The sequence below is a fragment of the Saccharothrix coeruleofusca genome (assembly GCF_014648515.1).
Taxonomy (GTDB): Bacteria; Actinomycetota; Actinomycetes; order Mycobacteriales; family Pseudonocardiaceae; genus Actinosynnema; species Actinosynnema coeruleofuscum.
Genome location: NZ_BMRG01000004.1, coordinates 446,715 through 473,028 on the forward strand (window position 1 = coordinate 446,715; position 26,314 = coordinate 473,028).

Sequence of the window (26,314 nt, forward strand, 5' to 3'; positions counted from 1 at the left end):
GCGGGCCTGCCGCACCTGGAGACGCGCCGGATCACCGACGTGCGGCAGCTGCGCGAGGTCGACTTCACCGGCCGCGAGTTCGTGCTCAAGCCGCCCGAGTGGACCTGCATGGCGACCGACCACCGGGTCGTGGTGATGGCCGACCCGGCGGCGGCACCGCCGGACCTGGCGATCGGCCGGGACCGGCCGTGGGTGCTGCAACGACGCGCCGCCGGCCGCGAGTACTGCGCGCACACCACCTGCCACGACGGCCGGATCACCGCCTACACCTGCTCGGAGTCCTCGGCCCTGCAGCTGAACTACCACCACGTCGAAGTGCCCGCGATCTGGCTGTGGGCCCGCGATTTCGTCGCCGCGCACCGGCTCAGCGGGCAGGTGTCGTTCGACTTCATCGTCGGCGACGACGGCGTCCCCTACGCCATCGAGTGCAACCCGCGCACGCACTCCGCCGTCGTGGCCTTCCACGACAGGCCCGAGCTGGCCGCGGCCTACCTCGACCCGGTGCCCGGCGAAGTCGTCCGCCCCCGGCCCGGCTCGCCGCCGGTGCACTGGCTGGGCGCGGAACTGGGCAGGCTGCCCCAGGTGCTGCGGCGGCGTGCGCTGCGGCCGTGGCTGCACGACCTGCTGCGCGGCAAGGACGCCGTGTTCGACTGGCGCGACCCCGTGCCGTTCCTGGTGGCGCACCACGTGCAGCTGCCGGTCCTCCTGCTGCGCGCGCTCGCCGAGGGCAAGCGCTGGCAGCGGGTCAACTGGGCCACCGGCAAGCTCGTCTGACACCGCCGCCCCGGCGAGAAAGGGCTTTCGATGAGCGCCGCGCGAGACAGCGACAAGTACGCCACTTCCGCCCACTACGGCGGTTCCGGCCGGATCAGCCGCGCCGCGGACCGGCGGTCGCTGACCGTGGAGGCGACCTTCAGCCTGCGCAGCGAGGTCCGGCTGGTGACCGACGTGTTCGCCCCGACGACACCGGACCTGGCGGAGGTCTACCGGCCCGCGGGCCGGTGCGCCGCGATCGTGGACGCCACCGTCGACCGGTTGCACGGCGGCGCGCTGCGGGCGTACTTCGCCGCGCACGGCATCCCGCTGACCACGATGGTGTGCCGGGCGCTGGAGGAGGACAAGACCTTCGACACGGTGCGCCGCATGGCCGCGTTCCTGGGCGGCGAGGAGTGCGACGTCGCGCGGGACGAGCCGGTGCTGGTCGTCGGCGGGGGCGTGCTCACCGACACCGCGGGCCTGGCGTGCGCCCTGCTCAACCGGCGCACCCCCTACGTCATGATCGGCACGAGCATCGTCTCCGCGGTGGACGCGGGCCCCTCGCCCCGCACCTGCGTCAACGGCACGCTGATCAAGAACGCGATGGGCGCCTACCACCCGCCCGTGCTCACGCTGGTCGACCGCGCCCTGTTCCGCACCCTGGCGCCCGAGCACCTGCGCCACGGCGTGGCGGAGATCGTGAAGATGGGCGCGGTCGACGACGAGGGCCTGCTCGTGCTGCTCCAGCGGCACGGCCGCGGGCTGCTGGAGACCCGGTTCGCCACCACCGGCGAGGACCGGGGACTGGCGGCGATCGCCGACGAGGTGCTGTTCCGCTCCCTCTACGCCTACCTGCGGCACGAGGGCACCAACATGTTCGAGACCCACCAGGACCGCCCGCACGCCTACGGTCACACCTGGAGCACCAAGTTCGAGCCGGTCGCCGGGCTGCTGCACGGGCACGCGGTGGCGGTGGAGATGGCGTTCACCGCGACGCTGGCCACCCTGATCGGCTGGCTGGACGAGGACAGCCGCGACGCGCTGCTGGAGGTGTGCCGGGACCTGGGCCTGGCCGTGCACCACCCGGTGATCGAGGACCTGGAGCTGATGCGGGTGGCCCAGGAGTCGGTGCGCCGCAAGCGCGGCGGGTCCGCGCTGTGGGCGGTGGCCCCGCGCGGCGGCCTGGGCAAGTGCGACTACCTGGCGGAGGTGGAGGACTCGTTGCTGGCCGAGGCGGTGGACAGGCACCGGGTTCGCTGCGCCGGGTTCCCCGACGGCGGCGCCGGGCTGGGCATGTACCTGCGCGACGCGAGGTGGTCCTGATGCGGCCGGTGACCCCGCTGGCCGTGCTGGTCGGCGAACTGGCCGCGCTGGGCCGGGAGCAGCCCTCGCCGCGGCTGACCAGGGCACTGGCGCTGGCCTCGGGCCTGGAGGACTACCTGTCCGCGATGACCACGGCCGAGTCCGAGCGGCTGGCCGCGGTGGCCGAGCGGACCGCCCGGCACGTGTGGGCCCACTCCCCCGACGCGGTGGCCACCCTGGAGCCGGAGATGCTGTCCGGCCACGTGGAGGGGCAACTGCTGAAGTTCCTGGTGGCCGTCTCGGGAGCGCGGCGGGTGCTGGAGATCGGCACCTTCACCGGCTACTCGGCGCTGGCCATGGCCGAGGCGCTGCCCGCCGGGGGCCACGTGATCACCTGCGAGGCCGACCCGCGCGCGGCGGAATTCGCCCGCGCCGCGTTCGACGGGTGCGACCGCATCACCCTGGCTCCTGGCCCCGCCCTGGAGACGCTGGACCGGCTCGCCCGGCAGGGCGCGATGTTCGACTTCGCCTTCATCGACGCGGACAAGACCCAGTACTGGGCCTACCTCGACACCGCCTACCGCCGCGGGCTGCTGGCACCCGGAGCGGTCGTGGCCGTGGACAACACCCTGTACCAGGGGGAGGTCTACCTGGACGCGCGGCACCGGTCGGCGCAGGGCGCGGCCATCGCCGAGTTCAACGCGCGGGTGGCCGCCCACCCGTCGTTCGAGCAGGTCCTGCTGCCGCTGCGGGACGGGGTGACGCTGATCCGGGTGCCCTGAACCGAGCGTTCGCGCACCACGAACCGAACGTTCGGGCCGCCCCGCCGCGGCGGGGCGGGGCTTAGCGGCGGCGCACCTTGATCAGGTCCACGTCGGTGGCCGAGGCGCGCATGTCGCGGAAGTCCACGCCGAACGCCTCGACCGCCTGGGCGGCCAGCGCCATGGCCCGGTCGCACACGGCGCGGTCGCTCGCCTCGACCTCGGCGCGCAGCTGCACGCGGAAGCTGAAGAAGTCCAGCGACCGGTCGTAGGACAGCGCTCCCCGCTCGGAGAAGCCGTTGGTGAGCAGGCCGTGCCGGTCGACCTGGGCCAGCAGCCGCTGTCGTCCGGCCTGATCGAGGTCGGTGAACCTGCCACGCACGATGACCCGGTAGGTGTGCTCGACCATCCGTTCCGCCCTCTCGCCCGCCGTTGTGCGGGCGTCAGCTTGGCCACCCCCCAGGCAGGGCGCAACCGATATACCCGTCCGCCGGGGCGTCACCTCTCCCGGTCCAGCGGTCCCCACCGGTCCGCGCCGTTGGCCTGGTCCACCAGCCGCTCGCACTCGCGCAGCACCTCGTCGGCGATCCAGCCGACCGGCCGGTGGCAGATCACCAGCGGCTCGTTGTCCGGGCCACGGCTGACCTCCTCCCCCTCGATCAACCAGGGACGCACCTCCGGGCCGCGCCGCTCGCGCAGGTGGCGGTAGTCGTAGAGGCGGCGGGCCACCCACAGCCGCAGCGGGCGGTCACCCCACCAGGGCTCCACGCGCAGCGGGTTGGCCGACAGCCCCGGCAGCCGCACCCCGGTCAGGGTGTCCCGGCTGGACTGCTCACCGCACCCGACCCCGTCCGCGTCCGGTCCCTTGGACCAGCGCACGAACAGCTCCGGCCCGCGCTGCTCGACCAGCTCGACGAGGTCCGCCAAGTCGGTGAAGGTCGTCATCGGCACCTCCTGTCCCACGGCGGACGGGTGCCCCGAACGGCGTGGTCCACACCTGCGCGTGACGAGGTCCGCCTCACCCGGTGAACGCCAGCAGCAGCACCCCGGCGGTGGCGACCACCGAGCACACCCCCAGCGCCCACGGGCTGGCCCGCTGCCAGGCCGCGATGCGGCGGGCCTCGCGCGCGGGTCGGGGCTGCTGCGCCGAAAGCCTGCAGGCCAGGCTGAACAGCGCCAGCCCGGCGCCCCACAGCAGCGCCCACGCCACCAGCGCGGCGCCGAGATCGGTCCCGGTCACCGCGCGCCGCCCAGCAGCGGCTGGACCAACCGGTTCATCTCCGGCGACGGGCTCAGCCCCAGCTCGGCGCGCAGCAGGGACCGGTAGGAGGCGTACTGGCGCAGCGCCTGGGCCGGGTTGCCGTCGGCGATGTGCAGCTCCACCAGCGTGCGGTGGGCGCTCTCCCGCAGCGGGTCGCTGTGCACCGCGGCCAGCGCGGCCTGGTGGGCGCGCAAGTGGTCGCCGCAGGAGCGGAACCGCTCGCTGAGCGCCTCCAGCGCGCGCAGCCGGGCCTGCCGCCACCAGTCCTGCTCGGTGGCCACCCACGGCTGGTCCCAGCCGGGCAGCAGGTCGGCCTTGAACAACGCCACCGCGGAGGCGTCGGGCGGCGGGCCGGGCGCGGCGGCGCGCGCGACCAGCACGCAGGCGCGGCGGAAGTCGACCTCCACGCCGGGCCCCAGGCGCAGCGTGTCCTCGGCGGTCTCCACTAACGGCCCGGCGGGTTTGGCCAACCGCCACAGCGACGAGCGCAGGCAGGCCGCGGCCCGCCGGGCGGTGGCCTCCGGCCACAGCAGCGCCGCCGCGACGGTGCGGCTGACCGGGGACTCGCGCAGGGCCAGCAGCGCCAGCAGGCGCCGCGCCGCGGGCACGACGTGCACCTGCTGGTGCCCGTAGTCGAGTCGGAAGCCGTCGAGCAGGCGAATGCTCAGCCGGGAAGCGGGTTCAACAGGAGCAGCAGTCATCCGGGTCGGCCCATCGCGTGTGAGGGTTGGTCATGTCGGATGCCCGAACCCGGCCTCCTCACACCGGTTGTCACTCGTTTTCCGGCACCGCTCACCTGCGGCGGTGACGCGGCGGTCACGCGGGCGTGCCGCCGTCGCGCGAGTCGCGTCACACGCCCCCCATAGCGTCACCGCACCCCGCATGGATCGAGGAGGTCAGATGTTCCTGCACACCAGCAGGTTGCAGTTCGAAGCGAAGCCGGCGAACCCCGACGCCCACTTCGCCCGCAAACTCCAAGAGCTCATCGGCGGCGCCTTCGGCGAGATGACCGTGACGATGCAGTACCTGTTCCAGGGCTGGAACTGCCGGATGGAGGGCAAGTACAAGGACCTGATCATGGACGTGGCCACCGAGGAGATCGGCCACGTGGAGATGCTGGCCACGATGGTGGCCCGGCTGCTGGAGGGCGCGCCCTCCGAGGTCACCGCGAAGATGGTCGCCGACGACCCGGTGGTGGCCGCGGTCATCGGCGGCATGGACCCGCAGCAGGCGATCGTCAGCGGCGGCGGGCCCACCCTGTCCGACGCCAACGGGGTGCCCTGGAACGGCCGCTACATCGTGGCCAGCGGCAACCTGATGGCCGACTTCCGCGCCAACGTCGCCGCCGAGGCCCAGGGCAGGCTGCAGACCGCGCGGCTGTACAACATGACCGACGACCCCGGCGTGCGCGACATGCTCAAGTTCAACCTCGCGCGCGACACCGCCCACCAGAACATGTGGCTGGCGGCCATCGAGGAGTTGCAGGAGGACGGGCTGGAGGGCCCGGTCTCGCCGAGCGCGCTGTTCGACGAGGAGCACCAGGAGCACGCGGGCACCATCTGGCACAACTCCGACGGCACCGCGGGCCCGGAGGGCCGCTGGGCCTCGGGCCCGGCGCCGGACGGCACGCACGAGTTCTCCTACCTGATGAACGTCGAGCCGCTGGGCGGCAAGGCCTCCGCGCCGCCGCCGGACCCGCTGCTGTACGCCACCAGCCCGGCCAACCTGGGACTGATCGAGAGGGCCATCCGCAAGCTCACCTGAGCACCGGCTGCCACCGGCGCCGCCCGGCCCCGCGCCGGGCGGCGCCCCCGTGCACGGAAGGAGTCCAGGCATGGTCGGCATCTCGACGCGGGCGCCCGTCGCGGCGCGCCTGCGCTCGGCCGCGGTGGTCATGGGTCCGGCGTTCGTCGTCGCCGTCGCCTACGTCGACCCCGGCAACTTCGCCACCAACATGGCGGGCGGGGCCACCCACGGCTACCTGCTGCTGTGGGTGATCGTCAGCGCCAGCGCGCTGGCGATGTTCATCCAGTACCAGTCGGCCAAGCTGGGCATCGCCACCGGGCGCAACCTGCCGCAGCTGTGCCGCGAGCACTACCCCAAGCCGGTCACCGGGTTGCTGTGGCTGCAGGCCGAGCTGGTGGCCATGGCCACCGACCTGGCCGAGTTCGTCGGCGCGGCGGTGGCGCTGAACCTGCTGTTCGGGGTGCCGCTGCTGCCCGCGGCGCTGATCACCGCGGTGGTCTCGGCGGGAATCCTGGTGCTGCAGCCGCTGCGCAGGCGGCGGTTCGAGTCGGTGATCATCGGCCTGCTGGCGATCGTGCTGGGCGGGTTCCTCTACCAGACCCTGCAGCTGGGGCCGATGACCGGCGCGGCGGCCGGGCTGGTGCCCGGCTTCGCCGGGGTGGACAGCGTGCTGCTGGCCACCGGGATGCTCGGTGCCACGGTCATGCCGCACGTGATCTACCTGCACTCGGCGCTGACCCAGCGGTACCACCAGCCCGACCCGGCGACCCAGCGGCGGATGCTGCGGGCCAGCCGCGCGGACATCCTCCTCGCGCTGGGGGTGGCCGGGGCGGTCAACGCCAGCATGCTGCTGGTGGCGGCAAGCGCATTCCACGGTCAGGGCGCGCCCCGCGAGTCGTTGGAGGACATGCACGGCGGGCTGGGTTCGCTGCTGGGGCCGGGCGCGGCGCTGGCGTTCGCGCTGGCGCTGCTGGCCTCCGGGCTGGCCTCCTCCAGCGTGGGCACCTACTCCGGTCAGGTGGTGATGGAGGGGTTCCTGCGCAGGCGCATCCCGCTGTCGCTGCGCAGACTGGCCACCATGGCGCCCGCGCTGGGCGTGCTGGCACTGGGGGTGGACCCGACCCAGGCGCTGGTGCTCAGCCAGGTCGTGCTGTCCTTCGGCATCCCGTTCGCGCTGGTGCCGCTGGTGCTGCTGGGCAGGCGGGCCGACGTGATGGGGCAGGCGGTCAACAGCCGCGCCACCACGGTGGCGGGGGCGGTGGCCGCCGGGGCCATCTCCGCGCTGAACCTGTTCCTGCTGGTGCGCACGTTCACCGGGTGAACACGCGACTGCCGCTCCGCCGGTGGTGCGCGGAGCGGCAGTCGGGCGGGCGGCGGGGATCAGACCCCGCCGCGAGGATTGTCGGGCACCGACCGCTTGCCCAACGTCAGTCCCAGGGCGATCATGCCCAGGCCCAGACCGAGGTGCAGCCAGTTGTCGGCGTCGTTGAGCGGCACGAAGTTCGCCGCGCTGTCGTGGTCGACGAGCAGGCCGTACAACCACAGCAGCAGGTAGACCACGCCGCCGCCGACCAGGTAGGACGCGGCGCCCCGGACCGAGCGGGCCATCAGCAGGCCCACCGCGCCGAACAGCAGGTGCACCAGGTTGTGCAGCACGGACACGTTGAATATGCCCAGCAACTGCGCTTCGGACTGGTGACCGGCGAAGTGCAGCTGGTCGAAGTTGGTGGTCAGACCGGGGATGAACCCGGCGATGCCGACAAGGACGAACACCGCGCTCACCGCCATGGCCGCTGTCTGCACCGGTGTCCGGGTGACCGTCTGCATTCGGGACATCTTGACTCCAAAGGGGGAGGAAGAACGCGCTCCGTCACCGACCGTCTACCCGTGCCCCCCTGCCGCAAACGCCGATCACACGTAGGTCCGCCACTCCTCCTGCCATCCCACCCGCGTGTCGTAAGCGGCGGCCAGCATCCGCAACGTCGGCTCGTCCGCGCCCGCCTCCACCTCCGCGCGCAGGAACTCCACCTTCTCCCGGAAGGTCACCGGCGGGTCGTCGACGATGGGCACCGTGCCGCCCGCGGCCAGCAGCAGGCCACGCCCGTCGTCGGTGCGCATGACCCGCAGCCTGCCCATCTGCTCCGCGTCCTGCAGCAGCGGCGTCTTGCCCTCGGCCGCGCGCCGCTCGTCCTCGGCCAGTCCTTCCAGCACGAACTCCCGTAGATCGCTCATGGGCCCGTGGGTAACCGGTCGGGGGCGGTTCGAACCAGCCGCAGCGGGTATGCGCCGGGTAGTCGACCGGAAGGAGCACCGTGACCACCACGACCGCCGAGAACTCCCTGTGGCTGGAGGCCCTGCCGCGGCGCCGCTACCCCGCCGTGGCGGGCGAGGAGACCTTCGACGTCGCCGTGGTCGGCGGCGGCATCGCCGGGATCACCACCGCCCTGCTGCTCAAGGCCACCGGTCTGCGGGTGGCCGTGGTGGAGGCGGGCCGGGTCGGCACCGGGGTCAGCGGCAACAACACCGCCAAGGTCAGCGCGCTGCAGTCCACGGTCTACTCCAAGATCATCGACAAGCACGGCGCGGACGCGGCGGCCGACTACGCCGCCGCCAGCCTCGCCGGTGTCGCCCAGGTGGGCGTGCTGGCCGAGGGGATCGACTGCGACCTGCGCCGCGACCCGGCCTACACCTACGCCTACACCGAGCAGGAGGTCGCCGCCGTCGAGGCCGAGGCGGAGGCCGCGCGGCAGGCGGGACTGCCGGTGCACCTCGACCGCGGCGAGCTGATGGGCGTGCCGTTCCCGGTGCACGCGGCCGTGCGCCTGGACGACCAGATCGCCTTCCACCCGGTCAAGTACGTGCACGGGCTGGCCGCCAGGGTGGACGGCGAGGGCAGCCGGGTGTTCGAGGACAGCCGGGTCACCGACTTCGACGACGGCGAGCCCTGCCGGGTGCACACCCCGACCGGCACGATCACCGCCGACCGGGTCGTGATCGCCACCCACTACCCGCTGCTGGACCGCGGCGGCTTCTTCGCCCGCCTGGAGACCACCCGCTCCTACTGCGTGGCCGCCCGGCTGCGCGGGCAGCGGCCCCCGCGCGGGCTGGCCATCAGCGCGGGCAGCCCGTCCTGGTCCCTGAGCGCCTGGCGGGACCTGCTTATCGTGTGCGGGCAGAGCCACAAGACCGGCAGCGACGAGGGCACCCCCTACCAGGAGCTGGAGCGCTTCGCCCGGCAGCACTGGGACGTCGAGGCGATCACCCACCGGTGGTCGGCCCAGGACGTCAACGCCTACGACCAGCTGCCGATGGTGGGCAGCTACCTGCCCGGCTCCCGGCGCCTGTTCACCGCGACGGGGTTCATGAAGTGGGGCCTGTCCGGCAGCACCTTCGCCGCGATGATGCTGGCCGACCTGGTCACCGACCGGGACAACCCGTGGGCCGAGCGGTTCAGCCCCCACCGGGTGTCGCTGCGCTCGCTGGGGTCGGCGGCCAAGATGAACGTCGAGGTGGCCGCCGACATGGTCGGTGACCGGCTCAAGCCCGCCGACACGCGCTCGGTGGAGGAAGTGCCGCGCGGCGAGGCCAGGGTGGTGCGGGTCGGCACCGACAAGGTGGGCGTGTACCGGGACGAGGCCGACGGGCTGCACGCGGTGTCGGTGCGGTGCACCCACCTGGGGTGCATCGTGCGGTTCAACTCCGCCGAGCGGAGCTGGGACTGCCCGTGCCACGGGTCGCGGTTCGACGTGGACGGCGGCGTGCTGGAGGGCCCCGCCACCGAACCCCTGCCCCGCCACGAAGTCTGACCCGCAAGTACCACCCGTCACCCCTTCGCGCGCCGCCGACCACCACCCGACTCCCCGTCCGTCCTGACGCGACGGTCGGTGGCCGGTGTCGGGTAGTGGTCAGCGGCGTCTGTGGGCGGGTCGGGTGGTACTTGCCGACGCGCCGGGGGTCAGTGGGAGCGGAGCGCGGACACGAAGGTCGTCAGCGCCTTGGCGTCGGTGAAGCGCAGCGCCGGGCCGTCAGGGTTCTTGGAGTCGCGAACCGCGCTCATGTCCCTGCGGATCTCGACGCAGTTGGTCGCGGCGTTGCTCCTGCTCGCCTTCCGCCACTGCTGAATTGCGTTCACATCAGTCCCCCGTCACTCGACGTGCCTCGCGGGCGATGAGTTCGCGAGTCTGGTCCTCGCTCATCGACACCGCCAGCACCCTGTTCACAGCTGATTCGAAGACCTTGACATCTTCCGGCTCCTGCAGGAACAGACCGGAAGCCGTGTTCTCCAGGTGCACCACGGACTTGGCACGATCGATCTTGAGCATGGAGAAGGCTCCGGCGAACGCGTCGTGCCACATGTCGTCCACGGGGAAAGCACGCAGTTCGACGTTGTCCTGCTCGGCCATCTTCAGCAAGTGTTCGAGTTGGTCGCGCATGACCTCTGGTCCACCGATGCGCTGGCGGAAGACCTGTGCCCCGATCAAAGCCGTCAACCGCGTGGGATTCGCACGGGTGAGCACGTCACGCCGTCCCATCCTGATGGCGACGCGGGTCTCGATCTCCGTGTTCGGGACTTCGGCGGCACGCATGATGGCGCGGGTGTAGCCGCTGACCTGGAGCAGACCCGGAACGACGAGCGGGCTGACGTCGACGATCTCGGTCGACAGCTGCTCCATCTGGAGCAGCGCGTCCAGCTGCACCCGCTGTTCGGGCAGACCGATGGCCAGCCACGCCGAACCGGCGGCCACATCATCGCGCGCCAGCGCCATGATCTCGTCCCGTCGAGCACCGGTCACACCGAGGGCACCCAGGATGGCCGCGGTCAGTTCGGCGTCGGGTGGACGCTCACCCGACTCGGCGCGGGACATGGTGCCGCTGTCCACGCCGAGTTTCCTGGCCAGCGCGCGCTGACTCAGACCGGACTCCTCGCGAACACCGCGGAGCTTCGTGCCTAGAGCCATGCCTTTGGCGCTGCTGCGGACCATGCGGCGCAGCATACGCACCCCATAATCGCAGGTGATCTCACTCGATCGAGGAATTGACCTTCAGTGCTGCGCAGCAAAGACTAATGCGCGCAGCGCTGCTGCCGCAGTGCATCCCGGCATTCGTCGCACTCGGATAAGCAACGCCCAACACCCCGAACCCACGCCCGTCCACGCGGTGCGTGACAGCGAGGACGAACTCACCCGAAAGGACACCGCACAACCCATGAGCACCATCACCACCAGCACGGGTGTCGGCATCTCGGCCTACGCCAAGGTCGTCGGCGACCAGCCGGTCAAGTGCGCGATCACCGCCGACGGCGACGTGGAGATCGGCTTCGGCCGGGATCTCGACCTCTGCCTGAGCCAGGCGGTGGCCCGCCAGGTGCACCAGCGTCTCGGGGCCGTGCTCGACCGGCCGGAGCCGCCTGCCACCGTGGCGGACGTGCGACTCGTCGTGGACGAGGATGCCGAGCAGGACTGAGGACCGCACGGGCGGCCCCTCGGCGAGGGGCCGCCCGTCCAACCGGGGGCGCCTGCTCAGAACTCCAGGACCGCCCGGTAGCGCGCCTGGCCCCTGCGGACCCGGTCCAGCGCCTCGTCGGCCCGCGCGACGGGGAACACCTCGGCTTGCGCTCCGATGCCGTGGCGCGCGGCGAAGTCGAACATCTGCCGGGTTTGCGCGGGCGAGCCCGGGATGGCGCCGCTGACGGCCTTCGCGCCGGGCAGCAGGCCCAGCGGTCCGACGGCGATCGGGCCGGTCGGGACTCCGACGACGCAGAGCTTGCCGCCGGGTCGCAGGGTGGTGAGGTAGTCGTCCCAGGGCAGGTCCGCCGAGACGGTGGACAGCACGAAGTCGAAGGAGTTCGCGGCCGCCCGCAGGGCTCCCTCCTCGCGGGTGGCGATGAACCCGGTCGCGCCGAAGCGGCGGGCGTCGGCCTCCTTGTCCGAGGCGGTGGAGATGGCGGTCACCTCGCACCCCCACTTCGCCAGGAACTGCACGGCCAGGTGCCCCAGGCCGCCGATGCCGACCACCGCCACCCGGTCCACCGGCCGCACCCGGTGGGTGAGCAGCGGTGCGAACACGGTGGCGCCCGCGCAGAGCAGGGGCGCCGCCTGGGCGGAGGGGATGGCGTCGGGGATGGGCTGGACGTGACGCCAGTCGCCCGCGCGCACGTGGTGGGCGAATCCGCCCCGGACGCCGCGCAGCACCAGGTCGTCCTTGCGGGGGCACAGGTTCTGCCGCCCGCTCAGGCACCACTCGCACCGGAAGCACGACCCGGCGATGGCACCGACGCCGACGCGCCGCCCGATCGGCAGCAGTTCCTGGTCGACCGCCTCGCCGACGGCTTCCACGACGCCCACGACCTCGTGCCCGGCGACCAGGGGGTAGCTGAAGTAGTCCCACTCGTTGTCGATCGCCCCGACGTCGGTGTGGCAGATGCCGCAGTGCGTCACCCGCACGTCGACTTCGTCAGGGCCCAACGGCCCCGCTTCGTACTCGTAGGGGCGCAGCCCCGCCCCCGCCTCGTATGCCGCGTACGCGCGCACCTTCATCCGTGCACATCCCCTCGGTCGACAGTATACAACTAACTAGTTTGTTGCTTAATTCACCGTAGGGATCACCGAGCGCAAGTGTCAAACCAACCGGTTGGTTACACTGCTGCCGTGAAGGACGCACAGGCCACCCGACGCCGTCTGCTGGAGGCGGCCACCGCGGAGTTCGCCGCCTACGGCATCGCGGGCGCCAGGGTCGACCGGATCTCGGCCAACGCCAAGGTGAACAAGGCGCAGCTCTACGCCTACTTCGGCGACAAGGACGGCCTATTCGACGCGGTGTTCAAGCAGCATGCCGAGGCCATCGTCGACACCGTGCCACTGGACGCCACGGACCTCCCCGGCTACGCGGTCGCCCTCTACGACGCCTGCCTGACCCGTCCCGAGTTGGCCCGCCTGGCCACTTGGGCGCGGTTGGAGCGCCTCCCTCGCGGCCCGCTGGCCACCGGCATGGACGAGCAGCACGCGCGCAAGCTGCGCGCGGTCTCCGACGCCCAGCGCGACGGGCACGTCGATCCGTCCTTCGACCCGGCCGACGTGCTGGCCCTGGTCGGCACGATGGCGCTGACCTGGTCGCCTGCCAGCCTGTTCGACGCGGTCACCGAGGACGACCCCGAGGCCGACCACGCCCGGCGTCGCGCGGCGCTCGCCGAGGCGGTGCGCCGCGCCTTCGCCCCCGCCGCGGGGGCATGAGGCGCCGGTGGAGCCCCCGCCGGGACGGGGGCCCCACCGGGTGGACGCGAACGGCGAACCCGGTTGTCCGGAGGTTCGCCTCGCGGGTTACAGGGGGCGGGTTACAGGGGGATGTAGACGCCGAAGTCGCGGGAGGCGGTGCGGAAGTCCTGGAAGCCCAGCCGGGCTCCGGCGGTGCGGGTGACCGTGCCCTTGGCGATCACGCCGCCCGCCGAGGAGGGCCCGTAGACCGGGCCGCCGCTGTCGCCGGGGCGGGCGGCGGGCCTGCCGCCCTGCTGCTCGGCCTCCACCAGGTCCTCGCGGTCGCTGTAGAAGAACAGCACCTTCAGGTCGCAGACGGGTCCGCCGGTCTCCCGCGCGCTGGTGACGCCGGACTGGCACAGGTACTCGCCGGTGTAGACATCGCCCCAGCCGCGCACGATTTCGGTGCTGTTGCTGTCGCCGCCGCCGACGTACTGCTGGTTGACCACGTTGCCGGTGGGGATGAGCATGATGTCGTGGTCGGCGTGCCTGGCCCCGGCGTTGCCGATGTGCTCACCGGTCGGGTCGGTGACACGGGCGCCGGACTGGCCGCAGTGGGCCGCGGTGAGCAGGTACCGGGCGTTGTCGCCGGTGCGCACGGAGAAGCCGGAGGTGCAGGCGGCCGAACCGCCCAGCACGATGGTCGCCCCGCCCTTCCACGGCGGGCTGTCGTTCTGCCGTGAGACCGGCGCCAGCGGTTCCTCCACGACCGTGCGGACCGGGACGTCGACCTCCAGCGAGGCGGTGAACGCCTCCGCGCCCGGCCGGGTGCCCAGCACCAGCCCGCTGCCGTCGGCGGGGATCTTCACCGCGTGCACGGGCGAGTCGGGGCCGCGTCGGGCGTCGATGGCGGCGGCCGCCGCGCGCAGCTCGGCGTTGGAGTGCGCGGCGGGGCGCACGCGGACCGGGGCCTGGCGAGTGGCGCGGGCGACGGCGGTGGTGATCGGCTCGGGCACCTCCCCCTTCCACCACAGGGCCACGTGGTCGTCCTCCAGGACGATGCCCGCGAACCCGGTGTGCCCGCCGCGCAGGACCTCGGCCTGGATCACGTCGGCGGCGCGGATGAGCGGTTGCTGCGCCAGCATCCGGTCCACCGGCTGATCGGCCAGCGCGGTGGGGACGGTGGCGGACGCGGTCGCCGCGGCGGTGGCCACGGCCAGTGCCAGCAGTGTGCGTGCTGTCCTCACGGGATGCCAACTCCCTTGTGTCGCAGGGGACCAAAGGACGGCGGCGGCACGTGCGAGCCTATGGTTCAGACCAATAAGCTGTCACTGACACGATCGGACAGAATCGGCGCGCGGCACACGCCGCCAGGCAGCGGCGGCGCGAGGGCACCGGCTCACTCCGCCATCCGGTGGATCACCAGGATGCCGCCGTGCACGGGCCGGTCGAGGCGCTGGTGCTCGGTGTCCGCGTACTCGTCGAGCACGGCGCCGATGCGCCGGTCCAGCTCGGCGAGGTCCTCCTCGGACAGGTGCAGCGAGAAGCGCGCGACCGTCCGCACCGACCCGGCGCCCGCCTCCCGCAGCTCGTCCTGGAACGCCTCCACGGGCGCCAGCGGCGAGTCCGGTTCGACCTCCTCCTCCGGCGCGCCGAGCCACCACGACCGCTCGGTGGACCGGTAGGGCTTCTCCAGGGCGCCGCTGTCGCCCGCGCGCACCGGCCCCTGCTCCAGCAGCCCCGCCCGGACCAGTTGGCGGACGTGGTAGAGCACGGTTCCCGGATCGCGGTCGAGCCGGTCGGCCAACTGCTTGTTGGTCAACTCCTGCTGCCCGCACAGCCGCAGCACGCGCAGGCGCAGCGGGTGGGACAGGGCCTTGGCCTCCTGGGCGGTGGCAGGACGACGGCGCATGGCCGGAGCGTATCCGCTGATCGAGAACTCCCACATCGATGGAGTTTTCTCCATCGATGTGGGATTCTCCACCGATGACGCGACACCCCCTCGGTGCGCCCTTCTGGCGGCTGTGGGCCTCCTCAGGGCTGTCCAACCTGGCCGACGGGCTGGTCAAGGTCGCCCTGCCGCTGGCCGCCGCCCACGCGACCCGCTCCCCCGTGCTGGTCGCGGGCGTGGCGGTGGTGACGACCCTGCCCTGGCTGCTGTTCGCACTGCCCGCCGGGGCGCTGGTCGACCGGGTGGACCGCAGATGGGCGGCGCTGGGCGCCAACACCGCGCGCGCCGCGCTGGCGGGCGTGCTCGCGGTGGCCGCCGCAGGGGGCGCCGACTCGATCTGGGTGCTGTACGCAGTGGCGCTGGGCGTCGGCATCGCCGAGACGGTCCACGACACCGCGGCGCAGTCGGTGCTGCCCGCACTGGTGCCGTCCGAGGCGTTGCCGCGCGCCAACGGCCGCTTGTTCGCAGTCGAGTTGACCACCAACGAGTTCGCAGGCCCGCCGCTGGCCGGGCTGCTGGTCGCGACGGGCACGACCCTCGCGTTCGGGGCACCCGCCGCGCTGTGGTGCGCCGCGGTGGCGGCGCTGTGGTCGGTGCGCGGAGGGTTCCGGACCGACCGCCGCGAGCCCACCGCCCTGCGCGCCGACATCGCCGAAGGACTGCGCTACCTGTGGCGCGACCGACTACTACGGACACTGGCGGTGACCGGCGGAGTGTTCAACTTCGCCCGCGGCGCGGTGGGGGCGGTGCTGGTGCTGCACGCGGTCGGACCCGGCTCCGCGATGGGGTTGTCGGACACGGGCTTCGGCCTGCTGCTGACCGCGATGGCGGCGGGCGGGCTGGCCGGCTCGCTGGTGGCCGAACGGGTGGCGGGGGCCCTGGGGCGGACCGGCTCGTTCGCGCTGGCCGTCCTGGCGGGCACCGCGATGGCGGGTGCTCCGGCGGTGACGACCCAGCCGCTCCCGATCGGGGCCGCGTTCTTCGCGGGCGGGATGGGGGTCGTGGTGTGGAACGTCGTCGCGTTGTCGCTGCGGCAGCGCACCACCCCCGACCGGTTGCTGGGACGGGTCACCAGCGGCAGCAGACTGCTGCTCTGGGGTTCGCTGCCGCTGGGCGCGGCAGCGGGCGGCGTGCTGGGACAGGCGTTCGGGCTGCGCGCGGTGTTCGCCGCCTCGGCGCTGCTGACGTTGGGCCTGCTGACGGGAGTGCTCGCGGTGGCGCGCCGCTGACCGGGTCCGACCGCGCCCGCGCATACCCCACCGCCGCCACCGGGTCAACCGAGTGGTCCGGACAAATCCTGTCCTGCTGATCCCCATCGGTGGTCTTGACCCCGCCTCGACCGGCCGGTGACGATGGGCAGCGATCCCGCTACCGAGCGCGAACGGGCACAGGGGGCTGACAACGATGTCATCACTTCGGCGCACACGGTCCACGACCACCCGCCTGGCAGTGCTGCTGCTCTTGCCGGTCCTGCTCGCCACCACCGGTGCCGCACCGGGCGGCTGGACGCCCAAACCGCCGAAGCTGCCCACGCCGTGGTCGGCGCAGGTCTCCCCCGACAACGCCCTGCCCGAGTACCCGCGCCCGCAACTGGTCCGCCAGGACTGGCTCAACCTCAACGGCGTGTGGCAGTTCGCGGGCGCCACCCCAGGCGAGACACCCCCCTTCGGACGCACCCTGGGCGAGCGCGTGCTCGTTCCCTACCCCATCGAGTCGGCCCTGTCGGGCATCGAGCGGCACGAGGACCGCATGTGGTACCGGCGCACCTTCGAACTGCCCCGGCACTGGAACGACCGGGTCGTGCTCAACTTCGGCGCGGTGGACTACCGCGCCACCGTCTACGTCAACGGCAAGCAGGTCACCCAGCACGTCGGCGGCTACGGCGCGTTCTCCGCCGACATCACCGACGCCCTGCACCGCAGGGGACCGCAGGAGATCGTGGTCGGCGTGGAAGACCTGGCCGACGCCACCTGGCAACCGGTGGGCAAGCAGCGCCTGGTCCCCGACCGCGGCATCTTCTACACCGGCGCCTCCGGCATCTGGCAGACGGTCTGGCTGGAACCGGTGTCCAAGGCGCACGTGCGGTCGCTGGACATGACACCCGACGTCGACACCTCCACCCTCGCCCTGACCGTCCAGACCTCCGAACCGGACCTGACCGCCGACGTGACGGTCAAGGACCACGGCAAGGTCGTCACCCGCACCAGCGGCAAGGCGGGCACCAAGATGGACGTGCGGGTGCCACGCGCCAAGCTGTGGACACCGGACTCGCCGTTCCTCTACGACCTGGAGGTCACCCTCAAGCGCCGCGGCAAGCCGGTGGACCGGGTGTCGTCCTACTTCGGGATGCGCGAGATCGGCACCACCACGGGTGAGGACGGCAGGCAGCGCATCACCCTCAACGGCCGGGTGCTGTTCCTGATGTCCACACTGGACCAGGGCTACTGGCCCGACGGCATCTACACCGCCCCCACCGACCAGGCGCTGCGGTTCGACCTGGCCGAGCACAAGGCCCTGGGGTTCAACACCGTCCGCAAGCACATCAAGGTCGAACCCGACCGCTGGTACTACCACGCCGACAAGCTGGGACTGCTGGTGTGGCAGGACATGCCCTCCACCCGACCCGGACGCCCCCCGGCCGACGCGCAGCGGCAGTTCGAGGAAGAACTGCGGGAAATGGTGCGGCAGAAGAAGAACTGGACTTCGATCATCGGCTGGGTGCCGTTCAACGAGGGCTGGGGCGAGTGGTCGCGCGAGGACACCGGCCGCATCGCCGACGAGGTCAAAGCACTGGACCCCAGCAGGCTCGTCAACGCCCACAGCGGTGTCAACTGCTGCGACTCGCTGGGCGACTCCGGCCGCGGCGACGTCATCGACTGGCACAGCTACCCCGGCCCGGCCGCCCCGCGACCCGACGCCCGCCGGGTCTCCATCGACGGCGAGCACGGCGGCTACGGCCTGGAGGTCGCCGACCACATGTGGTTCGGCGAAGGCCACGGCTACGAGATGACCCCCGACAGCGCGACCCTGACCCGCAAGTACGTGGAGAACCAGCGCGACGTGCTCGCCGCCGCCCAGCGCTGCGCCATCAGCGGCGCGATCTACACCCAGATCACCGACGTCGAGCACGAGGTCAACGGCTTCCTCACCTACGACCGGCAAGTCCGCAAGATGGACTACGCCCAGGTCAAGGCGATCAACGAGCAGATCATCCGGGAAGCCGACGGCAGCGGCGGCCACACCCCGCCCGGACCGGGCACCCCCGGCCTGGCCGGGGTGCACGCCTACCGCTTCGACGAGGGCAGCGGCACCACCGCGCGGGACTCCGCGGGCGACGCCGACGCCACCCTGATCAACGCCGAGTGGACCGAGGGAGCGGTCTCCTTCAACGGCAGCGGTTTCGCCGACACCGGCGCCGCCCTGATCGACACCGCGGGCAGCTACTCGGTCGCCGCCAGGGTGCGGCTGGACGAAGCGGGCGGCGCGTTCCAGACCGTGGTCAGCCAGGACGGCGACCGCGACAGCGGGTTCTTCCTGCAGTACTCCGGCCAGGACCAGCGCTGGGCCATGAGCTTCGTGGGCCTGCGCGCCCTGTCGCCGACCAAACCCGAACCCGGCCGCTGGTACCACCTGACCGGCGTGCACGACGCCACGACCGGCACCGTCGCGCTCTACGTCGACGGCGAGCAGGTCGCCACGCGCCAAGCCTGCGTGCTCAAGAAGGCGGGCGGGCACACCGTCATCGGCCGCGCCCAGTACGGCGGCAACCAGGTCGACTTCCTGCGCGGCGACGTGGACGAGGTCCGGCTGTTCGACCGCGCCCTCTCCCCCGCCGAAGTCGCCGAACTGGCCGCCCGATAACCCTCCCCGCCGCCGCCCCCGGAGGTCACCCGTGCCCCGACCACCCCGACCCGCGCTCGGCGCGGCCATCGCACTGGCCCTGCTGGCACCCGCCCCACCCGCGCAGGCCGCACCCGACCGGTGGGTGGTCGACGGCCCGTCATCGCTGTCCGCCCAGGTAGCGCTGGACCCCGCCGACGGCACGGTGACCTTCGCCGCCACCCGCGACGGCCGCCAAGTCCTCGCCCCCGCGCCGGTCGGCCTGCGCACCACGCGGGCCGACCTCACCCGCGGACTGCGCCCGATCGGCCGCCGCGACCGCGTGGTCACCGAGCGGTACGCGATGACCACCGGAAAACGCCTCCAGCGCTCGTCGCGGATGACCGAGAGCACCCTGTCGTTCCAAGACGAGCACGGCGAGCGGCTCGACCTGGTGGTGCGAGTCGCCGCCGACGGCGTGGCCTACCGCTACTCCACCCCCGGCCCGGTCACCGTCACCGGCGAAGCCTCCGCCTTCGCCCTGCCCCCCGACGCACCGGCCTGGCTGCTGCCCTACAACGCCTGGTACGAGGCCAACCGCGTGCGCACCACCGCAGCCGCCACCGGCGAGTTCGGCTACCCCTCCCTGTTCCGGGTCGGCCAGGACCACGTGCTGCTCACCGAGTCCGATGTGGACGGACGCTACTCCGGCAGCAGGCTGCGCCACACCGAAGGCTCACCACTGCACGAAGTGGTGCTGGCCGACCAGCGGATCACCTCCCCCGGCCCGCTGCGCACCCCCTGGCGCACCGCCATCATCGGCGACCCCGCCACCCTCGGCGAGTCCACCCTGGTCGACGACCTCGCCCCACCCGCGAAGTTCACCGACACCTCCTGGATCGCACCCGGCAAGGTCGCCTGGTCCTGGCTGAGCGAGCACTCCAGCCCCGGCGACTTCGAACGCCAGAAGCAGTACGTGGACTTCGCCGCCCGCAACGGCTGGCAGTACACCCTCGTCGACGAGGGCTGGAGCGCCCAGTGGGTACCGGAACTCATCCGCTACGCCCGCGCCAGAGGCGTGCAGATCCTGCTGTGGTTCCGCTGGACCGACCTGGACACCCCCGAAGAACGCGACTCGGTGCTACCACAGGTCAAGCAGTGGGGCGCCCGCGGCGTGAAACTCGACTTCATGGAATCCGACAGCCAAGCCCGCTACCAGTGGTACGACGCCGTACTGGCCAAAACCGCCGAACTGCGCCTGATGGTCAACTTCCACGGCTCGACCATCCCGCACGGCCTGGCACGCACCTGGCCGCACGTGATGACCATGGAAGCGGTGCGAGGCGCGGAGAACTACCCGCCCGCGGCCAACAACCCCGTGCAGTTCTTCACCCGCAACGTCGCAGGCTCCATGGACTACACGCCCGTATCACTGGAAGTCGGCAACCGCGAAGCGTCCATCGCCCACGAAGTCGCACTACCGGTGGTCTACGAATCCGGCTGGACCCACTTCGCCGACAAACCCGAGGCCTACCAACGACACCCCCGAGCACTGCGCTACCTCAACCAGCTGCCCACCACCTGGGACCGCACCGAAGTCCTCACCGGCGACCCCGACACCCACGCCGTGGTGGCCAGGCGCAACGCCGACCGCTGGTTCATCGGCGGCATCTCCGCGGGCGAGGCCCGCACCCTGCGAGCACCGCTGAACTTCCTCGACGGCGGCCGGTGGCTGGTCGAGGTGATCCGCGACGACCCCGCCCACACCCGCGGCGACGTCCAACGCGACACCCACCTCCTGCACCCCTGGCAGACGCTGACGGTCGACGTGCGCGCCAACGGCGGCTTCGCCGCCATCGCCTGCCGCCACCACCCCGGCCTGCACACCTGCGACCAGCCCATCCCCCAAGTCCCCACCACCTCGCTGACCGTGACCCCGCAGCAGGTCGTGGACGCACCCAAGGGCACCACCGTCGAGATCACCGGCGAGTTCACCCTCACCGGCGACGCACGAGCCACCAACGTCGTCCTCACCACCACCCCACCCCAAGGCTGGCAGGTCGACGGCCCACCCGTGCGACGACACCTGCTGCGCCAAGGCGAGAACATCAGCGGCAAGTGGACCGTGCGCGTGGCCGAGCACAGCCCCACCGGAAACATCGACCTCCCGGTGCACGCGGAATTCGACCTACCCGGACAAGACCGCGTCCACGTGGAACAAGCGGTGCGCGTATTCGTCCCACCACCCGCCCCCACCGGCACCCCCTACCTCAGCGACCTCCCCTTCACCAACGAGACCAACGGCTGGGGCCCCGTCGAACGCGACCTGTCCAACGGCGAGACCAACAGCGGCGACGGCAACCCGCTGACCATCGGCGCGGTCGTCTACCCCAAGGGCATCGGCACCCACGCCCCCTCCGAGCTGTCGGTCTACTTGGGAGGCCAGTGCACCACCTTCACCGCGGCCATCGGTCTGGACGACGAGACCACCTCCCCCGGCTCGGTCTCCTTCCAAGTCCTCGGCGACGACCGGCCACTGCACGACAGCGGTGTGCTCCGAGGCAGAGGACCAGCACGACCGATCCAGGTCGACACCACCGGCGTACGCCTGCTCACCCTGCGAGTGACCGACGGTGGCGACGGCCGCAACTTCGACCACGCCGACTGGGCCGACGCCCGGCTGTCGTGCACCTGACCCCAACGGGCACAGGAGAACCCTTTTCGTCCAGAGGCGGGTCCATTCCCGCTGTTCACGCCGAACGCGAAGACTTTTCGATTTATTCCAGTCAACACTGAAGCTATTGAGCAGATCGCAAGCGCTGTGCCGCCAGGCGGCCGGAGATCAGCACCGGCGGGATGCCCACGCCGGGGGTGGTGCCGCTGCCCGCCAGCACCACGTTGCCGCGCCGGGACGGCAGGTTGCCCGGCCGGAACGGGCCCGTCTGGCCGAAGGTGTGGGCCAGCGAGAACGGTGTGCCCGCCGCCTGCCCCGCGCGCGCCCAGTCGTCCGGCGTGGCCAGCGACAGCCCGGTCACGTCCGCCGCGGCCGGGACGAGCTTGCGCCGCGCCAGCTCCCCCACCAGCTCCTCGGCGTAGCGCGGCCCCAGCACGTCCCACCGCAGCGGCGCGGCCTCCAGGTTCGGGCACGGGGCGAGCAGGTACTGCAGGTGCCTGCCCGCGGGGGCCAGTCCGGGGTCGGTGAGGCTGGGCGTGGTCAGCAGCAGCGAGGGGTCGCTCATCAGCGCGCCATCGCCGACGATCTCCCGGAACGTGCGGTCCCACGCTTCGCCGAAGGAGATGGTGTGGTGCGCCAGGTCGTCGGCCACCCTGGCGGCCGACAGGTGCACCACCACCGCGGAGGGCGACCACCGCGGCGGCACCGGCCGCGCCCGGCCGCGCAGCAGGCGGGCGCTCTGCCCCGGCCCGGTGGCCAGGACCACCGCGTCGCAGGGGACGCGCCCCTCCGCCGTGCGCACGGCGGTGACCCGCGCGCCCGACCGCTCCAGTGCGACGACCTCGGCGCCGTAGTGGAACCGGACCCCGGCCGCCTCGGCGGCGTCGGCCAGCGCCTGCGGCACCGCCCGCATCCCGCCGCGCGGGAACCACACGCCCGCGACGGTGTCCATGTAGGCGATGACCCCGTAGGCGGCCAGGGCGTGACGCGGGGCGACCCCCGCGTAGAGCGACTGGAAGGTGAACACCCGGCGCAGCCGCTCGTCGCGCAGGAACCGGCCCACCGCGCCCGCCAGCGACCCGAAGCCGCCCATCCGGGTCAGCGCCACCAGGTCGCGTCCCAGCAGGTCCAGCGGCGAGTCGAAGTTCGCGCCGATGAACCGCTCGCGCTCCACCTGGTACAGCCGGGTCAGCCACGACCTCAGCTCCCGGTAGCCCGCCGCCTCCCGTCCGCCCGCGAACTCGCGGACCGCCTGCTCCATCCGCTCGGCGTCGGTGTGCACGTCCAGCGCGCTGCCGTCGGCGAAGGTGGCCCGGTAGGCCGGGTGCAGCGGCAGCAGCTCCATCCGGTCGGCCAGCCGTTCGCCGACCGCGGCCAGCGCCTCGTCCAGCAGCTCCGGCATGGTCAGCACGGTGGGGCCGGTGTCGATCCGGTGCCCCTCCAGGTCCAGCCGCCCGGCCAGGCCGCCGGGGTGCGGCAGCCGCTCCACGACGGTGACCTCGTGGCCGTCGCCGCGCAGGTGCAGCGCGGCCGACAGCCCGGCCAGCCCGGCCCCGACCACCACGACCGAGTCGGTCCGACCGGTCACGACGTGCGCCACGGTGTTGCCCTCCGGTCGTCGTCCTCAGTACTTGCGGGCCGTGGCCTCGGCGGCCAGTCGCACCAGGCGCTCGCGCGCGACCGGCTCCACGGCGACGCCCTCCAGCGCCTGCAGCCCGCGCGCGGTCAGCGCGCCGATCCGCTCCTCGATCGCGGCCACCGCGCCCAGCTCGACCAGCAGGGCGCGCACCCGTGCCACGGTCTCCTCGTCGATCGGACCGCCCAGGCAGTCCCGCAGCAGCCGCACGTCCCGCTCCCGCCCCGCGGCCCTGGCCAGCCCGAGGGCGGTGGCCACCAGCGGCGTGCGCTTGCCCTCGCGCAGGTCGTCGCCGACCGGCTTGCCGGTGACCGCCACGTCGCCGAACACGCCGAGCAGGTCGTCGCGCAGCTGGAAGGCCACGCCCACGTCCCGGCCGAACGCGCGCAGCGCCTCGACCAGGGCGGCGGGGGCGTCGGCCAGCGCGGCGCCCAGGTGCAGGGGCCGCTCCACGGTGTAGGCCGCGGTCTTGAACCGCGCCACCCGCAGGGTCTCCTCCAGCGACTCCTCGCGCCGCGCGGTGGCCACCAGGTCCAGGTGCTGCCCGGCCATCATCTCGGTGCGCATGGCCTGCCACGGCCGCCAGGCCCGCCGCAGGGCCGCCGGGTCGAGGCCCGCACCGACCAGGGCGTCGTCCGCCCAGGCCAGGGCCAGGTCGCCGACCAGGATGGCCGCGCAGTCGCCGTAGTGGCGCGAGTCGCCCGCCCAGCGGGCGCGGCGGTGCCGGGTGGCGAACGCGCGGTGCGCGGCGGGGCGGCCGCGCCGGGTGGTGGAGCGGTCCATCACGTCGTCGTGCACCAGGGCGCACGCCTGCAGCAGCTCCAGCGCCACCAGGGCGCGCAGCGCCGTCTCGGCGGCCTGCCCGCGCGGCGCGCCACCGGCCGCGCGCCAGCCCCACCAGGCGAACGTGGGCCGGACCCGCTTGCCACCGCCCAGCACCAGGGCGCGCACCTCCTCGGCGAGCTCGGGGGCCAGCTCGGCGTGCGGCCGCTCGCGCAGGAAGTCCTCCAGCGCTAATCCCAGCCGCGCCGGGAGGGCGTCGTCGGCGGGTGGCGCGGACGGGTGGCCGGAGTCGACCGTGGTTGCCAGCGACATCGCTGCCTCCTCGCGGGTGGTGGCCGGTGTGGTTCCGAGCTAAGCAGTGGCCGGGTGGGTCCGCATGACAGACGATCTCGCTGTGCGCGCGCGCACGCGCGGCCCTAGCGTTGGAGCCGCCCCTCCCGGAAGGACCACCCCGAATGTCCGTCGACCGCGAACTGGACGCCGCGGCCATCACCGACCCGGCGCTGCGCCTGGCCTACCGGCGCTGCCGCGCGCTCAACGCCCAGCACGGCCGCACCTACTACCTGGCCACCCGGCTGCTGCGCCCCGAGCAGCGGCCCGCGATCCACGCGCTGTACGGGTTCGCGCGGTGGGCCGACGACATCGTCGACGAGACCGGTGACGGCCGCGACCCCGCGCAGCGGGCCGCGGAGCTGGCCGCCGTGGACGACCGGCTGACCCGCGGCCTGGCCGAGGGCCGCAGCGACGACCCGGTGGTCTCCGCGCTGGTCGACACCACCCGCCGCTACGACATCGACCACCAGCTGTTCCGCGACTTCATGGACTCGATGCGGATGGACCTGACCGTCACCGAGTACCCCACCTACGCCGACCTGGCGCGGTACGTGCACGGCTCGGCGGCGGTGATCGGCCTGCAGGTGCTGCCGGTGCTGGGCACCAGCGCGCCGCGCGAGGAGGCCGCGCCCAGGGCGGCAGCGCTGGGCGTGGCCTTCCAGCTGACCAACTTCCTGCGCGACGTGGGCGAGGACCTCGACCGCGGCCGGGTGTACCTGCCCGCCGACGAGCTGGCCGCGTTCGGCGTGGACCGGCCGCTGCTGGAGTGGGCGCGGCGCACCGGCCGCACCGACCCGCGCATCCGGCGCGCGCTGGCCCACCAGGTCGCCCGCACCCGCGCGGTCTACCGGGAGGCCGCGCCGGGCGTGGCGATGCTCGCGCCGCGCTCGCGCCCCTGCGTGGCCACCGCGCTGCGGCTCTACGGCGGCATCCTGGACCTGATCGAGGAAGCCGACTACGACGTGCTCTCGCGCCGGGTCGTGGTGTCCAGCGGCAAGCGGCTCGCCGTCGCGCTGCCCGCGCTGGCCAGGGCGGTCCTGGCCCGTTCCGCCTGACCGACCGGAGGAGTGCCCGATGCCCAGCCGCATCCCGTTGCGCCGGTTCGCCGTCCGTCCGTGGGCGGAGCAGGAACCGACCTGGCGGGACGCCAAGCCCGCGCTGATCGAGGCGGCGCTCAAGCGCGCCCAGGCCCGCCCCTCGGGCAACTGGTACGTCGTCGGCGCCAGCCGCGAGGTGGTGGCGGACAAACCGTTCGGCCGCACCGTCGCGGGGCGCGAGGTGGTGTTGTGGCGGGGGCCCGCGGGCACGTTGAAGGCGGGCGACGGCTCGTGCCCGCACCTGGGAGCCCCGCTGTGCGACGGCGCGGTGCACCGGGGCAGGCTGGTGTGCCGGTGGCACGGACTGGCGCTGGGTGAGAAGAAGTTCGGCGCGTGGACGCCGTTGCCCGCGCACGACGACGGCGTGCTGGTGTGGGTGCGGCTGGACGAGGTGGGCGGGGAGGAGCCGCTGCCCGAACCAGTGCTGCCGGTGCGCCCGCCGTCCGGGTCGATCGACGCGGTGGCCACCCTGGTCGGCCGCTGCGAGCCGGAGGACGTGGTGGCCAACCGGCTGGACCCGTGGCACGGCGCGTGGTTCCACCCGTACTCGTTCGCCAACCTGCGGGTGCTGGCCACGCCGACCGAGCAGGACGACCGGTTCCTGGTCGAGGTGACGTTCAAGGTGGCGCGGCGGGTCGGGGTGCCCGTGGTCGCCACGTTCACCTGTCCCGAGCCGCGCACCATCGTCATGCACATCGTGGAGGGCGAGGGTGAGGGCAGCGTGGTCGAGACCCACGCCACCCCCCTGGCCCCCGCTCCGGACGGCTCGGCGCGCACCGCGGTCGTCGAGGCGACCATCGCGCACTCCAGCAGGCGCGGCTTCGGCCTGGCCCGGCCCGCCGCCCCGGTGATCCGGCCGCTGATGCGGTGGGCGGCGGCGCGGCTGTGGCGCGACGACCTCGCCTACGCCGAACGCCGCTACGCCCTGCGCAGCACCGGCCGCTGGCCGGACTGACCGCGCGGACCTTCGACGCGCACGGCCTCGCGGTCGCGCCCGGTCATCCG

General features: G+C 72.9%; 26 protein-coding genes. 13 read left to right on the forward strand and 13 right to left on the reverse strand.

Features of this window, described 5'->3' with window-relative positions; genetic code table 11:
* The 3 genes from IEZ00_RS14240 to IEZ00_RS14250 form a co-directional block, all read left to right on the forward strand.
* Positions 1–774 (forward strand): ATP-grasp domain-containing protein (locus IEZ00_RS14240; protein ID WP_506347064.1); only part of this gene is annotated, 774 nt, incomplete at its 5' end.
* A gap of 30 nt (positions 775–804) precedes the next feature.
* Positions 805–2,079: a 3-dehydroquinate synthase family protein gene (locus IEZ00_RS14245; RefSeq protein WP_189223688.1), complete on the forward strand. Its 1,275-nt coding sequence runs from the start codon at positions 805–807 to the stop codon at positions 2,077–2,079.
* A complete protein-coding gene (locus IEZ00_RS14250) occupies positions 2,079–2,840 on the forward strand; it encodes an O-methyltransferase (RefSeq protein ID WP_189223689.1) in 762 nt (253 codons plus the stop codon). Before IEZ00_RS14245 ends, IEZ00_RS14250 begins: the two co-directional genes overlap by 1 nt.
* A gap of 61 nt (positions 2,841–2,901) precedes the next feature.
* On the opposite strand, the gene IEZ00_RS14255 is transcribed toward IEZ00_RS14250, so the two are convergent.
* The 4 genes from IEZ00_RS14255 to IEZ00_RS14270 form a co-directional block, all read right to left on the reverse strand.
* Positions 2,902–3,228, reverse strand: a complete 327-nt coding sequence (locus tag IEZ00_RS14255; protein ID WP_189223690.1) for a DUF6204 family protein — start codon at positions 3,226–3,228, stop codon at positions 2,902–2,904.
* A gap of 89 nt (positions 3,229–3,317) precedes the next feature.
* Positions 3,318–3,764, reverse strand: coding sequence for a DUF6098 family protein (locus IEZ00_RS14260; protein ID WP_189223691.1), 447 nt, complete (start codon positions 3,762–3,764; stop codon positions 3,318–3,320).
* Between the two features lie 73 nt (positions 3,765–3,837).
* Complete coding sequence (locus tag IEZ00_RS14265; protein WP_189223692.1) at positions 3,838–4,059, reverse strand: hypothetical protein; 222 nt, start codon at positions 4,057–4,059, stop codon at positions 3,838–3,840.
* Positions 4,056–4,781 carry an AfsR/SARP family transcriptional regulator gene (locus IEZ00_RS14270; protein WP_189223693.1) on the reverse strand — a complete coding sequence of 242 codons (726 nt, stop codon included), beginning with the start codon at positions 4,779–4,781 and terminating at the stop codon, positions 4,056–4,058. Before IEZ00_RS14270 ends, IEZ00_RS14265 begins: the two co-directional genes overlap by 4 nt.
* A gap of 199 nt (positions 4,782–4,980) precedes the next feature.
* On the opposite strand from IEZ00_RS14270, the gene IEZ00_RS14275 reads away from it, so the two are divergent.
* Positions 4,981–5,844 carry a manganese catalase gene (locus IEZ00_RS14275; protein WP_189223694.1) on the forward strand — a complete coding sequence of 288 codons (864 nt, stop codon included), beginning with the start codon at positions 4,981–4,983 and terminating at the stop codon, positions 5,842–5,844.
* A gap of 70 nt (positions 5,845–5,914) precedes the next feature.
* Positions 5,915–7,147 (forward strand): Nramp family divalent metal transporter, encoded by a 1,233-nt coding sequence (locus IEZ00_RS14280; protein WP_189223695.1) that lies wholly within the window; start codon positions 5,915–5,917, stop codon positions 7,145–7,147.
* A gap of 59 nt (positions 7,148–7,206) precedes the next feature.
* Here IEZ00_RS14280 and IEZ00_RS14285 read toward each other — a convergent pair whose 3' ends face one another.
* A complete protein-coding gene (locus tag IEZ00_RS14285) occupies positions 7,207–7,662 on the reverse strand; it encodes a DUF4383 domain-containing protein (RefSeq protein ID WP_189223696.1) in 456 nt (151 codons plus the stop codon).
* A gap of 75 nt (positions 7,663–7,737) precedes the next feature.
* On the reverse strand, positions 7,738–8,058 hold the full coding sequence (locus IEZ00_RS14290) for a DUF6221 family protein (protein WP_189223697.1): 321 nt from the start codon (positions 8,056–8,058) through the stop codon (positions 7,738–7,740).
* Positions 8,059–8,138: 80 nt separating this feature from the next.
* Here IEZ00_RS14290 and IEZ00_RS14295 point away from each other — a divergent pair, with 80 nt between their 5' ends.
* On the forward strand, positions 8,139–9,632 hold the full coding sequence (locus IEZ00_RS14295) for an FAD-dependent oxidoreductase (protein WP_189223698.1): 1,494 nt from the start codon (positions 8,139–8,141) through the stop codon (positions 9,630–9,632).
* 149 nt (positions 9,633–9,781) lie between these two features.
* On the opposite strand, the gene IEZ00_RS14300 is transcribed toward IEZ00_RS14295, so the two are convergent.
* Together IEZ00_RS14300 and IEZ00_RS14305 are read right to left on the reverse strand one after the other, a co-directional pair.
* On the reverse strand, positions 9,782–9,958 hold the full coding sequence (locus tag IEZ00_RS14300; RefSeq protein WP_306344676.1) for a DUF397 domain-containing protein: 177 nt from the start codon (positions 9,956–9,958) through the stop codon (positions 9,782–9,784).
* A 1-nt stretch (position 9,959) separates the two neighbouring features.
* Positions 9,960–10,808 (reverse strand): helix-turn-helix domain-containing protein, encoded by an 849-nt coding sequence (locus tag IEZ00_RS14305; RefSeq protein ID WP_189223699.1) that lies wholly within the window; start codon positions 10,806–10,808, stop codon positions 9,960–9,962.
* Positions 10,809–11,031: 223 nt separating this feature from the next.
* Here IEZ00_RS14305 and IEZ00_RS14310 point away from each other — a divergent pair, with 223 nt between their 5' ends.
* Entirely contained in the window at positions 11,032–11,289 is a 258-nt protein-coding gene (locus IEZ00_RS14310) for a hypothetical protein (RefSeq protein WP_189223700.1), read from the forward strand.
* A gap of 56 nt (positions 11,290–11,345) precedes the next feature.
* On the opposite strand, the gene IEZ00_RS14315 is transcribed toward IEZ00_RS14310, so the two are convergent.
* On the reverse strand, positions 11,346–12,362 hold the full coding sequence (locus IEZ00_RS14315) for an NAD(P)-dependent alcohol dehydrogenase (RefSeq protein ID WP_189223701.1): 1,017 nt from the start codon (positions 12,360–12,362) through the stop codon (positions 11,346–11,348).
* Positions 12,363–12,473: 111 nt separating this feature from the next.
* Between IEZ00_RS14315 and IEZ00_RS14320 the strand changes: the two genes are divergently transcribed.
* The gene (locus tag IEZ00_RS14320; protein WP_189223702.1) at positions 12,474–13,055 is read left to right on the forward strand and encodes a TetR/AcrR family transcriptional regulator; all 582 of its coding nucleotides are present in this window, start codon (positions 12,474–12,476) and stop codon (positions 13,053–13,055) included.
* 101 nt (positions 13,056–13,156) lie between these two features.
* Here IEZ00_RS14320 and IEZ00_RS14325 read toward each other — a convergent pair whose 3' ends face one another.
* Both IEZ00_RS14325 and IEZ00_RS14330 read right to left on the reverse strand, forming a co-directional pair.
* Positions 13,157–14,263, reverse strand: coding sequence for a trypsin-like serine protease (locus IEZ00_RS14325; RefSeq protein WP_189223703.1), 1,107 nt, complete (start codon positions 14,261–14,263; stop codon positions 13,157–13,159).
* Between the two features lie 152 nt (positions 14,264–14,415).
* Positions 14,416–14,928 (reverse strand): ArsR/SmtB family transcription factor, encoded by a 513-nt coding sequence (locus tag IEZ00_RS14330; protein WP_229795636.1) that lies wholly within the window; start codon positions 14,926–14,928, stop codon positions 14,416–14,418.
* Between the two features lie 74 nt (positions 14,929–15,002).
* On the opposite strand from IEZ00_RS14330, the gene IEZ00_RS14335 reads away from it, so the two are divergent.
* The 3 genes from IEZ00_RS14335 to IEZ00_RS14345 all read left to right on the forward strand — a co-directional run bounded on the left by IEZ00_RS14335 (position 15,003) and on the right by IEZ00_RS14345 (position 21,481).
* Positions 15,003–16,196 carry an MFS transporter gene (locus IEZ00_RS14335; RefSeq protein WP_229795638.1) on the forward strand — a complete coding sequence of 398 codons (1,194 nt, stop codon included), beginning with the start codon at positions 15,003–15,005 and terminating at the stop codon, positions 16,194–16,196.
* A 175-nt stretch (positions 16,197–16,371) separates the two neighbouring features.
* Positions 16,372–18,828, forward strand: coding sequence for a LamG-like jellyroll fold domain-containing protein (locus IEZ00_RS14340; RefSeq protein WP_189223706.1), 2,457 nt, complete (start codon positions 16,372–16,374; stop codon positions 18,826–18,828).
* 31 nt (positions 18,829–18,859) lie between these two features.
* Complete coding sequence (locus IEZ00_RS14345) at positions 18,860–21,481, forward strand: NPCBM/NEW2 domain-containing protein (RefSeq protein ID WP_229795640.1); 2,622 nt, start codon at positions 18,860–18,862, stop codon at positions 21,479–21,481.
* Positions 21,482–21,584: 103 nt separating this feature from the next.
* Here IEZ00_RS14345 and crtI read toward each other — a convergent pair whose 3' ends face one another.
* On the reverse strand, positions 21,585–23,048 hold the full coding sequence (gene crtI, locus IEZ00_RS14350) for a phytoene desaturase family protein (protein ID WP_229795641.1): 1,464 nt from the start codon (positions 23,046–23,048) through the stop codon (positions 21,585–21,587).
* Positions 23,049–23,084: 36 nt separating this feature from the next.
* A complete protein-coding gene (locus tag IEZ00_RS14355; RefSeq protein ID WP_189223708.1) occupies positions 23,085–24,191 on the reverse strand; it encodes a polyprenyl synthetase family protein in 1,107 nt (368 codons plus the stop codon).
* Between the two features lie 143 nt (positions 24,192–24,334).
* Here IEZ00_RS14355 and IEZ00_RS14360 point away from each other — a divergent pair, with 143 nt between their 5' ends.
* Positions 24,335–25,267 carry a phytoene/squalene synthase family protein gene (locus IEZ00_RS14360; RefSeq protein ID WP_189223709.1) on the forward strand — a complete coding sequence of 311 codons (933 nt, stop codon included), beginning with the start codon at positions 24,335–24,337 and terminating at the stop codon, positions 25,265–25,267.
* A 19-nt stretch (positions 25,268–25,286) separates the two neighbouring features.
* Positions 25,287–26,264, forward strand: coding sequence for a DUF5914 domain-containing protein (locus IEZ00_RS14365; protein WP_189223710.1), 978 nt, complete (start codon positions 25,287–25,289; stop codon positions 26,262–26,264).
* Positions 26,265–26,314 lie beyond the last annotated feature (50 nt).